Source organism: Ensifer sp. SL37, from assembly GCF_026672675.1.
Taxonomy (GTDB): Bacteria; Pseudomonadota; Alphaproteobacteria; order Rhizobiales; family Rhizobiaceae; genus Ensifer; species Ensifer adhaerens.
The window spans coordinates 850024-862662 of sequence record NZ_JAPPRN010000007.1 but is presented as its reverse complement, the minus strand read 5'-3'; the positions used below and the strand labels follow the sequence as shown (position 1 = coordinate 862662).

The following is a 12639-nucleotide window of genomic DNA, read 5'->3' as shown; positions in this document are numbered from 1 at the left end:
CCATGGAAGGCCGCACGGTAACAAAACGCGGACAAAGAACAAGACAAAAAGTTACAAAAGATTACAGTTGTTGTTCTGCAACGACCAGGGCTGGACCTTTGCGCTCGAGCGCCTCGCGGATCGCCTCCGGCGGATGTCGGTCAACAATCACTCCGGCGGCGGCTTCGAAGCGGGGAATGCGAAGTGGCGTCAGCCGTCCGAACTTGGAACTGTCGAGTACGAAATAGGCCTTGGCCGCCGTTGCCACCATGCGCGAGCGCTGCTCGGCGCCGCTGCGGGTAAAGTCGGTCACCTCTCCATCGGGCGACAGGCCCCCGCCGCCTAAGAACGCGACGTCGACGCGGAAATGGCTGATCGCCTCGAGCGCATCGATACCGATGGCCGCTTCTTCATCCGGATCGATTTCGCCGCCGAGCATATGAACGCGCACCTGGGGCTGTCGGCACATCAGCAAGGCGATCGATAGCGAAGTCGTGCAAATCGTTAAGTTTTTTCGCCCAGTCAGGGCATGGGCCACAGCAAGCGTCGTCGTGCCGGAATCAAGGAAGATCACCATGCCGTCGCGCACGAGACCTGCTGCTGCACGACCGATCAGCGCTTTTGGCCCGGCATTCTCCTCCCGCCGCTCGACGAAGGCCGCTTCCGTCGGCTCGAACAGGGTGGCGCCGCCATGGACAAGATCGAGCTGGCCGCGATCGGCAAGAAGCTTCAGATCGCGCCTGATGGTCTGACGCGAAACATCGAAGAAATCCGCAAGCTCGGTGATACCAACGGTACCGTCGGCTGCAAGCCGCCTGAGGATCTCGCCGTGACGGCGTGGAGCAAGAGCGCGGGCGTTTTGTTGTTCTGACATGTGACTATCTGTGTCCATTTTTGTCCATTTGACAAGCTGCAACGGTTGTCCATGCCGCAGCGCACGCGCAGTAGCCCCTCACCTGCACGGATTTCGAGCGGATTTCTTCGGATCCTCGTTTTAACGGGATTGGCAACGGTCCAATATGTTGCATAATGTAACTATTCTTTCCGCGCACCACTTCGACGCCCTCAGGAAGAGACAATGCAACAGCCATGTACGCAGGCTCGCCACTTCACCTTCTACCTGCTCGATGGATTTACCCTCCATGGCTTCTCCGCGGCGATCGAAGCGCTACGCCTCGCCAATGACGTGGCCGGCCGCCCGGTATACGGGTGGCACCTTGTAGCGGCGGATGGAGCACCCGCCGTTTCATCCTGCGGCACGGGCATTCCGGTAGCGGCGCCGCTCTCGGCCGAACGCAACCGGTTTGGCCGCGATGCAGATCCGGGCTTCATCGTCATCTGTGGCGGCCGCAAGAAGCCATCGGCCGACAGGGCCCTGGAGGCCTGGCTGCGATCAGGCGCTCGCAGCAACGCGCGCCTCGCCGGGCTTGGCGGCGGCGTCTACTGCCTAGCGCGCGCGGGGCTGCTCGATGAGCGTCGCTGCGCCGTTCACTGGGAACACTTTCCAGACTTCTCCGAGCGGTTCTTCATCGCGGACCCGCGCCAGACCGCCTTTGAGATCGACGGCGGGATCTATACCTGCGCCGGCGGCAACGCGCCCTTCGACATGTTCCTGCACATCATCGAAGAGGACCTTGGTCGGGACGTGGCCACCCGTATCTGCGAGGCGGCACTCTGCGAGCGGCTGCGTGAGACCGGCGAGCGCCAGCGATTACCGTTGCAGGCACGTCTCGGCATCGACAACCCTCTATTGATTCGTGTCATCGAAAAGATGGAGGCAAATCTTGCCGAGCCATTGAAGCTCGCCGACATGTGGCCCTCGACCGGACTTTCCCGGCGCCAGATCGAGCGCCTGTTTCGAAGAGAAATGGGGCGCACGCCGGCGCGCTACTATCTCGACCTCAGGCTCGAGCGCGCTCACCTGCTGCTCATAACCTCGTCGCTTCAGGTCATCGAAATCGCGGTCGCCTGCGGCTTTTCCACCGCCTCGCACTTTTCCCGCACCTACCGCGAACGCTACGGCCTTACGCCGCAGCGTTCGCGTCTCAACGAGATGGAGCGCCTGCGCGCAGGAAACGACCGCAAAGTGGTGATGGCGGAGCTCCGGGTGGCGTAGAGTGACGCGGACAAAAGCGCCGCCGTCCTTCAGAACGAAGGACGGCGGCGCTTTGCGAAGGGCTGGTTGCGGGTTAGCGCCAAGCCTGGGTGCGCGCGAGCAGACCGCGCGCGATCAGCGCGTGGACAAGTTTGGCCGCAACATTAGTGTAAAAGATCATCATGCCCATGGCCGCGGCCGGCGCTATATCGCCGGCGTCGTCCATGTTTAGCACGGCGACTGACGCGAGCTTGGTGTCGGTCGAGTAGAGAAACACGACCGCCGAGACGGTCGTCATCGCATTGACGAAGAGATAGATAGCGATGTTGAGGATCGCCGGCAGGCAGACCGGCACCGTGACCCGAAAGAACAGCCGGTGGAAGGGCTGTTTCAGCGACGCGGCGACGGATTCGAACTCCGGGTCCATCTGCTTCAGCGCCGTCAGCGCGGTCAGGTGCGCGACGGTATAAAAGTGCGTCACGGTCGAGACGACGAGGATCGTCATCGTGCCGTAGATCGGGTGCAGCGGATTGGCCGGGTTGTTGAAGAAGAAGATATAGGCAAGGCCGAGCACCATGCCGGGCACCGCCATCGGCATCATCGCCAGGAAGTGAAAGAGGCCACGGCCGAAGCGGAAGCCATCGGCCTTCTCCACCATGTAGGCGCCGGCAAAGACGACGATCGAACCGAAGAGTGCCGTCAAAAGCGCGAGCCGGATCGAGTTGCCATAGGCGGCCCAGCCGCCACCGTCCATCAGGTCGAAGGCAAAATTCTTGGCTGTCAGCGTCAGGTCATAGGGCCAGAACTTCACCACCGCTGCGATCTGGCACATGGCGATCATGCCGAGGATGAAGAGGCTGACGAAGCAGGCAAAGGTGAAGCACAGACCGTCCATGCGGGCATTGGGCTTCGGCTGATAGGGCACGGCGCGCGCCGACAGAAGCGCTACCTGCCGCTTCTGCATGTGCCGGTCGACGTAAAAGGCAAGCACCGCCGGCACCAGCAGGATGACGGAAACGACCGCGCCCATCTCGAAGTTCTGCTGGCCGATCACCTGCTTGTAAATGTCGACGGCGAGCATGCCGTATTGTCCGCCGATCACCTTGGGCAGGCCAAAATCGGTGATGACAAGCGTGAAGACGACGAAGGCCGCAGAGACGATGCCGAAGCGCGCGCCGGGCACCGTGACGGTCGTGAAGGTCCGCCATTTGCTGGCTTTGAGCGATGCGGCCGCCTCATAGTGGCGAGCATCGGCAATCGAGAGCGCCGTCAGGATGATCAGGAAGGCATGCGGCAGGGTGAAGAAAACAGAGCCTATGACGATGCCGATCGGCCCGTAGATCGAATAGCCAAAAAGCCAATCCCTGAAGATGCCCTGATTGCCGAAGAGATAGACGAGTGCAATGCCCGGCAAGAGTGACGGCACCAGGATCGGGATCGTAAGGATGCCGCGGAAAAGCCCTTTGAGCGGCATGCAGCTGCGCGTCAGGCCGTAGGCAAGCGCAAAGGCGACCGAGATCGTGAACACCGTGCTGATCACCGCCATCAGCACGGAATTGTAAATCGACTGCGCAAGCGCCGGCGTCGAGAAATAGGTCGTGAAGTTCGTAAAACCCAAAGCGCGCGCGGGTCGCAGCACGACGCGCCGGAAGGTACCGGAATCATAGTCCCGCCACTCAGTCCCCTTTTCGAGGGTGGAGCCGACCAGGAAGGCGGCATCGCCGTTCGTGCCGCGAATACGGTAGTGAACGGGGCTGCGGAACTTGAAATCCGGGAATAATTTTGTGGCCGCGAGCCGTCCGTCGGAACTGCTGGAAAGCTCGGCTTCCGTCACCGCCCCGAGTTCCCGGTTCAGGTCTTCGGCGGTGACGACCGGCCCCCAGTTCGCCCCCGTCTCGTCGCTCACCTGGAACTCGAAAGCCGAAAGCTCGAACCGGTAGGTCGACAGCGACTTCGACAGCATGACGAAGAGCGGCGCGCCAAGCGCGACGACCAGATATAGCCCGATGACTGCCATGAAGCCGAGCTTGATGCGGTCGTCTTTGGAGGATTCCTGGCGCAGCCGCTTGCCGATCAGGGGAAGGTGGGGTGCTTCCAGAACCATGTTCATCGTCCAGCCCCCCTCGGATAGAGCAGCAGGCGTTCGCGCGGGATCTCCACCTGGATGGCGCCGCCGGTTTCGATCCGGAGGCGTCTCACCGCGTTGACGGAGAAGTCGGCAACCAGCGTGCGCTCGCCGAGACGCGGGGCCGTCAGGCGCGTGCGCCAGAACATGCCGAGGAACTCCATCTCGCGCACCTCGGCATCGATCAGGTTCTGCGGTGTGGCCGGCCGGTCGCTGGCGTTGACGGCATGGGCATCGGCTCCGTGGGGAATGATGTCGACCGGGCGGACGACCGCCGTTGCCGCATGGCCGGCGGAAAAATCCTCCGTCGAACAGCAAAAGGCGGAGTGGCCGATCTCGACTTCGTCATCTCCAAGAACCCGGGCTTCGAACTGATTGGTCTCGCCGATGAAGTCGGCGACGAACAGCGTTTCGGGATGACGGTAGATTTCGGTCGGCGAGCCGACCTGCTCGATGACGCCGTGGTTCATGACGACGATCCGGTCGGCCATGGCGAGGGCCTCCTCCTGGTCGTGCGTCACCATGATGGTCGTCACACCGAGCTTTCTCTGCAGCGCCTTGATCTCATGGCGAAGGTGCACGCGAACCTTGGCGTCGAGTGCCGACAGCGGCTCGTCGAGCAACAATAGCCCCGGCGAGATGGCGATGGCGCGGGCAAGCGCGATGCGCTGTTGCTGGCCACCGGAAAGCTGGGCCGGATACTTCTTGCCGTGCGCCGAAAGGCCGACCGTTTCCAAGAGTTCGGCGACCCGGGATGCGGCCCCCGCCTTCGATCGGCCGGTGTTTTCCAGGCCAAAGGCGATGTTCTGCTCGATCGTCAGATTGGGAAAGAGCGCATAAGACTGGAAGACGATGCCATAGTCGCGGCTAGAAGCCGGCAGCGTCGAGATATTGCGGCCGTCTTGCAGGATGGTGCCTTGCGTCTGCAGGTCGAGACCGGCGATGGCTCGCAGCAACGTCGTCTTGCCGCAGCCGGACGGGCCGAGAAAACAGACGAACTCGCCCCTGGCAATCGACAGCGAAATGTCGCGAAGCGCGACGAAATCGCCATAGGTCTTCCAGAGATCCGAGATCTGCAAGTAGGGGGCCGGCTCCGCGGCCGCGTCATCGGCGAAGTGCTGACGGCTGGTGGGCGTCGGTTCGATCGACAGGGCATGCCTCATCTGCAAGCTCCGCTGGCTTGAGGGATTTTCTTTCCGAGAAATGCGATCGGGCGCAGCGCAAAGGCGCTGCGCCCGGCCGATCAGGCTCAGCTCTTCGGTTCAGACTTGGCGTCGTAACGCTTCTGCCATTCCTTGAGGATGTCAGAGCGGTTGTTTGCAGCCCACTCGAAGTCGTTGACGATCATCCGGGAAGCGATGTCGTCGGGCAGGTGCTCGACCTGCTTGGCGACGCCCGGATAGGCAACGACGGCATAGCCGGCATTGTACATTTCGTTCGCTTCCTTGGTGACCGACCAGTCGACGAGCGTCTTTGCGGCTTCGAGGTTTGCCGTGCCAGCGATGATTGCGGTTGCCTCGGCCTCCCAGCCCGAACCCTCGGCGGGGAAGATGATGTCGATCGGTGCACCGGCACTCTTGGCCTTGGCGCCCGGAAACTCGAAGGACACGCCGATGACGGCTTCACCGGCGCCTGCCATCTTGCACGGCTTGGAGCCGGAATGGGTGTAGGCGGAGATGTTCTCGTGGAGCTTGTCCATGTAGTCCCAGGCCTTCTCCTCGCCCCACATCTGCATCCAGCCGGAGACGTCGAGGAAACCGGTGCCCGAGGATGCCGGGTTCGGCATCACCACGTGGCCCTTGTATTCGGGGTTCGTCAGGTCTTTCCAGCTCGTCGGCGGCTTGAGGCCGAGCTTTTCGCCCTCGACCGTGTTGTAGCAAAGAGCCGCGACATAGGCGTCCATGCCGACCCAGCTCGGCGGCGTGTCCTTATCGACGAATTTCGGGTCGAGCGTCTCGACGCCCTTGGGCTGGTAAGGTTCCAGCATGCCTTCGGTCTTCAAGAGAAGCAGCGAGGTTGCAGCGAGCCCCCAGACGACATCGGCCTGCGGATTGTCTTTTTCTGCAAGCAGCTTGGCGGTCATGACGCCTGTGGAATCGCGCACCCAGTTGATCTTGATGTCCGGGTGGGCCTTTTCGAAGGTCGCCTTGTAGCGGTCGAGGTCGACGGCTTCGACGGCGGTGTAGACGGTGAGCTGTGTTTCAGCGGCAGCGATGGCAGGAAGCACAGCGGAAACGGCGCCGGCAAGCACAAAGAACATGCGTCTGTTCATGATTGAAGTTCTCCTCTGAGGTCCTGGTAAAACCGGGGAAGCGCGGCGGACAATCTTGTCGTTGCCCTGTTGTGATCGGCTTCGGGAAACATTCTGCGCAGCGGTTTCCTGTAAGTAAAATTTATTATTCTTATCGATTAGAAGAAAAAAACTATGGATGTTCTGCCGCAGAACTGGGCATGGAAACCGCGCTTGACCAAGGCGGGGGCAGGTTTCGATACGATTTCGCACAATCTGCCGGATGAAGGAGCAGATCTAAGATTGCGCGTCGCGCAGAGCCCCGCGACGCTGCGGGAGCAAATAAAAAGGGAGCCGCCATGGCGGCTCCCAGAGGGGTGAATCAGCGGGGGAAACGCTTGAGATCACCATGGCAAGGAGAATGTCTTGACGTTGGTAAAGCTCTTCATCGCCTCGATGACGCCTTCCTTGTAGCCGTTGCCGGAATCCTTGATGCCGCCGAAGGGGCTCATCTCGATCCGGTAACCCGGCACTTCCCAGATGTTGACCGTGCCGACCTTCAGCCCGGCGATGTATTTCTGCATTCGCCGGAAGTCATTGGTGCAGACGCCGGAAGAAAGGCCGAAGGCGGTTGAGTTCGAGAGCGCGATCAGCGCGTCGTCATCATCGGGCGCGCGCACGATCGGTATGATCGGCGCGAAGGTTTCTTCCATCACCAGTTCGCTCGAATGCTTAACGCGGTCGACAACGATTGGCGGCAAGAGGGCGCCCTTACGGCCGGGATCGTAGAGGATCTCCGCCCCTTCTTCCGCTGCCCGGTGCACCCGCCGCTCGAAGACTTCCGCCGCCTTGGCATGGACGACCGTGCCAAGGTCCGTCGCCCGGTCCATCGGATCGCCGAACCTCAGCTTTTTCGCTCGCTCGAGCACCAGCGGCACGAAGCGGTCGGCAACGCTCTCCTGGCAGAGGATGCGTTTCACAGCGGTGCAACGCTGGCCGGAGTTCTTCGTCGCGCCGGCAACGGCCAGATCCGCGGCTCTTGCGAGATCGTCGTCCGACAGATCGTTGAGGATGATCAGCGGGTCGTTGCCGCCGAGCTCCAGGATCTGCCGCTTGTAGTGGGCGTGGGCCGCGATCAGCTTGCCGACAGGAACGCTGCCGGTAAAGGTGATGAGGTCGAAGTTCGGATTGGTGATCATCTCCATGCCAATATCGGCTGGCCAGCCGGTCACGACCGAGAGCATTTCCGGCGGCAGGCCGGCCTCATAGAGAATGTCGGCGAAGATAAGCGCCGTCATCGGCGTCAGTTCTGTCGGCTTGAGCACAACGCAATTGTTCGTCGCAACCGCCGGCGCGACCTTGTGTGCCACCATGTTGAGCGGATGGTTGAACGGCGTGATCGCCGAAATGGCGTTGAGCGGTTCGCGCGTGGTGAAGATCTTGCGCGCCTTGCCGTGTGGTGTGAGGTCGCAGGAGAAGATCTCGCCGTCGTCATGAATGCACATCTGGCCCGAGAGCGTCAGCACGTCGAAGGCGCGGCCGACCTCGTAGAGCGAGTCCTGCTTGGAGATCCCGAGCTCCAGCGTGATCAGATCAGAGATCTCCTCCTTGCGGGCAACGAGCAGGTCCGCAGCCTTGAGCAGGATGCGCTGACGCTCGTAACGCGTCAGCTTCGGCTGGTAGGCGGCCGCGATCTCGAAGGCCTTGCGCGCATGCTCGGCGCTGCCCGCAGGCACCGTGCCGATCACCGCATCGTTGAAAGGGTAGCGCACCTCGATGCGCCCTTCGGTATCGACTGTCTTGCCGGCGATCCGCATGGGCTCGTGGCGAATTGCAAATGCTGTTTCCACCTTGGTCATCGCTCCCTCCCTAGTGCGTTGTCTGGGCGGCTGCGACGAGCGCGTAGTAGAACGCATCGAAATTGCGCAACGACGCGGATGTCAGCAATTCGGGCAGTTTGCGGTTGGCGATGAAAGGCACCGCCTGTTCGGTCAGGCCGCCATGCGAGCGCAGCGGTTCGTTCAGCGCCGCCAGATCATGGCGATGTTCGCTGGTGCCGAGCGTCTTGTTTTCCGAGGAGATCAGCACGAGATCGCCGATCCGATCGTCGGGCAGCTCGAAGCGTACGCAGGCTTCCGGGCGGGAGAGCACGACGTCGATGCCTTCGATCGCCTGCAGCCGCTCGATGATCTCCTCCTTGTCCGCACTTTCGGGCAGATAGGCCGTGGCAAACGAGCCGAGCGCGCCGTGATGCACGACATAGGGGTCGGTGATCGGCAGGATGACGCGCGCGGCGTCCTTGCCGAGCCATTGGTCGAGCAGGTCCTGCACGTAGATGACATCCGGCGAACCGTCCGCCTTGTGCTTCGGCTTCATACCGTGGTCGGCCGTGACGATGATGGCCGCGCCGAGCGCGTCGAGTTCGGTCAGATACTTGTCGAACATCTCATAGAAGGCGTTCGCCTGGGGTACGCCCGGCGCATATTTGTGCTGCACATAGTCGGTGGTCGTCAGGTACATGACATCCGGCCGAAATTCCTTGAGCAGCTTGACGCCGGCGGCAAAGACGAATTCGGAGAGATCGGCCGAATAGACTTCCGGTACAGCGCGACCGAGCCAGGCCGAGGCATTGTCGAGGCCGTTTTCCGCCTCGGTCGTCTTGTCCGCCTTTTCAGACGAGAAGCAGATGGCCCTGCCCTCGTCATACTTCAGCCCGTGGCCGAGCAGCGCCCTGAGCTTGTCCTTCGCCGTCACCACGGCGACCTTCGCACCCGCATCGTAGAATGCCTTGAAGATGGTCGGGGCGCGCAGGAAGCGTGGATCGTTCATCATCACTTCGTTACCCGTCTGCGGTTCGTAGAGATAGTTGCCGCAGATGCCGTGGATCGCTGGCGGCCGGCCGGTAGCGATGGAAAGGTTGTTCGGATTGGTGAAGCTCGGGATAACGCTGAGCGCGGTGCGCTCCGTCCCGGTCTTGCGGATGCGCTCGAGCGTCGGCATCAGCCCGGCCTTGATGGCTTCGTCGAGATAGGCCGGCTCGCAGCCGTCGAGGCAGATGGCGATGGCCGGGACATTCGGCCAGGGATAGGTGCGACGGTTGGCGGTAACGGTGATCTTGGACATCTTGTTCATCGTAATTTCCTCAGTTCAGGCAGCGAGACGGCGACGTTCTTCAAGGGCGACGGCCGGGGGAGCGGCGCTGTCGACGCCCATTTCGGAGAGTGAGTTGCGGGCGGCCTCGACCACGCGGCGCATGACATGCTCGTCCATGCGACCGATGCAGCCGACGCGGAAACTGTCGACCACCGTCAGCTTACCCGGGTAGATGATGAAGCCTTTGTCCTTCATCAGGTCGTAGAAGCGGTCGAAGGCGAAGGCCGGGTGGGCCGGGCTGAAGAAGGTGACGATGATCGGCGACAGCCACTGGTCGGCAAGCAACGTCTCGAAACCGGCCTCGCGCATGCCCGCGACCATGACGTCGCGGTTGCGGGCATAACGGGCTCCGCGACCGGCGACACCGCCCTCTTCCCGATGCAGACGCAAGGCCTCCAGGAACGCCGCGACAACGTGGGTCGGCGGCGTGAAGCGCCACTGGCCGGTCTTGTTCATGTAGTCCCACTGGGCATGCACATCGAGGCTGAGTGAATGGCTGCGCCCCTTGGCTGCCTCCAGTTCGCTCTTGCGGGCGATAACGAAGCCGAAGCCCGGCACACCCTCGATGCACTTGTTGGCGGAAGAAACGATCGCCTCGTAGCGGAAATCGCCGATACCGGCCGGCACTGCGCCGAAGGCGCTCATGGAGTCGACGAGCAACTTGCGACCGCGGGAATAGACTGTGTCGGAAATCTCCTTCAACGGGTTGAGGATGCCGGAGCTCGTTTCGCAATGGACGATCACGACATGGGTGATTCCAGGGTCGGCATCGAGCGCTGCTGCAACCTCCGGACCGCGTGGCGGCATGTAGTCGCCCTTGTCGATCGTCACATGGTCACGACCGAGATAGGAAAGCGTCTGGGCGATGCGCTTGCCATAGGCGCCGTTCATCAGCACCAGCACACGGCCGTCCTTCGGGACGAAGCTGCCGAGCATCGCCTCGACTGAAAACGAACCGCTGCCCTGCATCGGCACGCAATCGAACTCGCCCTTGGCATCGCCGGCAATCTCGAGCAGTTCCTGGCGAAGCTTGGCGGTCATTGCCCGGAAATCGCCATCCCAGGAACCCCAGTCCCGCAGCATGGCTTCCTTAACCCGATAGGCCGTGGTTAGCGGGCCGGGCGTCAAGAGATAGGGCTCGCCCAGCCTCGGTGTTTCCAGGGGCGCGATGGTTCTTTCAGAAGCGGTGTTTGGCATTGTCCGTCCTCGCGGTTGGCGTGTTCGAGAACGACAATGGGGCGGAAACATATATCTGTAAAATCGTTCTTTTGTATCAATCTATCGTTTCAATTTATATGTCTAAGCAGCAGGCACGAGCCGGCTTTCCAGGAGGTCCCCGCTCTCGCGCAGGCGCGGATAGGCCATCGTCGTCACCAGCGAATTGACCTCCTTCAGCGCCCGAACGATCTCGAGATGCATGTCGCTCGACAGGATGCTGGTCGCGATGCCCTGCCGAAGCCGCTCCAGATGGCACTTGCTGCTTTCTTCGACCAGGCGACGCACATGTTCCTTCTGCCGAACCATTTCGCGCGCGATCACCGGGTCTGGGGAGACGAGAAGATTGGCCGCCAGCCTGACGTTGGAAGACACGGCCGCATGCAGCAAGGTGAGTTCACGCCATCCCTCCTGCGAGAAGGTCCCTGCGCCCGCAAGCCGCTCCTCGGCCATTTGCAGGAGGCTCTTTGCGACGACGTCTCCGGCATATTCGAGATGGATCGCCGCCTCGGTGAGTTCGATGCCGCGCCGCGATTGCTCTTCGGTCAGGATGCCGCGGTTGACGGCGGCGATGTAGAGCTTGATTGCGCTATGGGCCACGTGGATGTCGCCATCGATGCTTCTGAGCGCCTTGACCGCCTGCGGTGTCGGCGCGTGAATGACGGTCATGACGGGCTCCAGCATCCGGGCGATAAGATTGCCCATGTGCAACACCTCGCGTGCCGCGCCCGCCAGCGCCTGCGCCGGTTTGTCGATCAGCGCCGGGTCAAGCGCGCTGACATGAGCCGCACGATCATTGGCACCGGCGGCCTCCGGCATGAGCAACCGAACGAGGCGCGCCATCGGGCCGCAGAAAATCACCCCGACGAGAACCAGGGCAGCGTTGAAGAGCACATGCAGATTGACCAGCTTGCCGGCCACAGTCTCCCCAGGAAGCCAGTCGAACGGGGAATGCAGCGAAAAGAGTCCGAAGATCGCTGCGCCGAACAGGGCGCGGAAGAGGAGATTACCAAGCGGCAGGCGTCGGCCTTCGACCGGCAGACCGCGGGTTAGCCACAGCGCGATGAGCCCGCCGCCGATGTTGACGCCGAGCACCAGGGGAATGCCGACGTCCAGGGGCACGATGCCCTTCACGGCAAAGGTCAGGATCAGCAGGATCGCTGCCACGCTGGAGTGCAGCGCCCAAGTGAAGAAGGCGGCAAGGATCATCACGCTCAAGGCATCCTTGCCGACGAAAGCGACGACGGAAGGCAGCATCGGGCTCTGAGAGAGCGGCTGCGTCGCATGGCCGATCATCTGCAGCGAGAGCAGCAGCAGACCGATGCCGAGCACTGCACGCCCGGTCTCGACGGACTTGCGGGTCGATGCCTTCAGATGCGCAAGACCGCCAGCGGCGATCAGAAGCGGCGCCAGCCAATGCAAGTCGAAGGACAGGATCTTGACGACAAGCGCCGAGCCGAGATCGGCACCAAGCAGCACCGCCAGGCCGGTATCAAGCGCCAGCGCGCCGCTGACGGCAAAACCGGCGGCAAGCATGGCGACCGCCGTCGAGCTTTGCAGCGCAATGGCAACCGCGCAGCCGCAGATGGCCGCACGCGGTCGTCCACCGGCGCCACCGACGGTACGCGCGACGATGTCGCCTGCCGCCGCCTCAACACCTTTCTTCACGAGGCTGACGGCGTAGAGCAAGAGGACGGTGGCGGCGGCAAGCTCGAGGACGACGGCCGGGAGGTTCATGAGGCGCGCTCCGGATAGAGGTGGAATCCGAAAACTATCCGCGCCCGCTTTACATAAATCAAATCGTTCGTTTTAATCAAACTATCGTTCAAATCTATTCAAGAA

Annotated in this window: 9 protein-coding genes; 1 reads left to right on the top strand and 8 read right to left on the bottom strand. The window is 62.0% G+C overall.

Annotated elements, in window-relative coordinates:
- Nucleotides 1-61: 61 nt before the first annotated feature.
- The gene (locus OVA00_RS36340) at nt 62-853 is read right to left on the bottom strand and encodes a DeoR/GlpR family DNA-binding transcription regulator (protein WP_268090797.1); all 792 of its coding nucleotides are present in this window, start codon (nt 851-853) and stop codon (nt 62-64) included.
- A 204-nt stretch (nt 854-1057) separates the two neighbouring features.
- Between OVA00_RS36340 and OVA00_RS36335 the strand changes: the two genes are divergently transcribed.
- On the top strand, nt 1058-2095 hold the full coding sequence (locus OVA00_RS36335) for a GlxA family transcriptional regulator (protein ID WP_034794738.1): 1038 nt from the start codon (nt 1058-1060) through the stop codon (nt 2093-2095).
- A 73-nt stretch (nt 2096-2168) separates the two neighbouring features.
- On the opposite strand, the gene OVA00_RS36330 is transcribed toward OVA00_RS36335, so the two are convergent.
- From OVA00_RS36330 to OVA00_RS36300, 7 genes are all read right to left on the bottom strand, one after another.
- On the bottom strand, nt 2169-4178 hold the full coding sequence (locus OVA00_RS36330; protein WP_268091156.1) for a putative 2-aminoethylphosphonate ABC transporter permease subunit: 2010 nt from the start codon (nt 4176-4178) through the stop codon (nt 2169-2171).
- 2 nt (nt 4179-4180) lie between these two features.
- Nucleotides 4181-5362 (bottom strand): putative 2-aminoethylphosphonate ABC transporter ATP-binding protein, encoded by a 1182-nt coding sequence (locus tag OVA00_RS36325; RefSeq protein WP_268090796.1) that lies wholly within the window; start codon nt 5360-5362, stop codon nt 4181-4183.
- An 86-nt stretch (nt 5363-5448) separates the two neighbouring features.
- The gene (locus OVA00_RS36320; protein WP_442780592.1) at nt 5449-6471 is read right to left on the bottom strand and encodes a putative 2-aminoethylphosphonate ABC transporter substrate-binding protein; all 1023 of its coding nucleotides are present in this window, start codon (nt 6469-6471) and stop codon (nt 5449-5451) included.
- 362 nt (nt 6472-6833) lie between these two features.
- Nucleotides 6834-8288, bottom strand: a complete 1455-nt coding sequence (phnY, locus tag OVA00_RS36315; protein WP_034794751.1) for a phosphonoacetaldehyde dehydrogenase — start codon at nt 8286-8288, stop codon at nt 6834-6836.
- Between the two features lie 10 nt (nt 8289-8298).
- A complete protein-coding gene (phnA, locus tag OVA00_RS36310; protein WP_034794753.1) occupies nt 8299-9561 on the bottom strand; it encodes a phosphonoacetate hydrolase in 1263 nt (420 codons plus the stop codon).
- A 15-nt stretch (nt 9562-9576) separates the two neighbouring features.
- Nucleotides 9577-10779, bottom strand: a complete 1203-nt coding sequence (locus OVA00_RS36305) for a 2-aminoethylphosphonate--pyruvate transaminase (protein ID WP_060516642.1) — start codon at nt 10777-10779, stop codon at nt 9577-9579.
- 102 nt (nt 10780-10881) lie between these two features.
- Entirely contained in the window at nt 10882-12534 is a 1653-nt protein-coding gene (locus OVA00_RS36300; protein ID WP_268090793.1) for a Na/Pi cotransporter family protein, read from the bottom strand.
- Nucleotides 12535-12639: the final 105 nt, after the last annotated feature.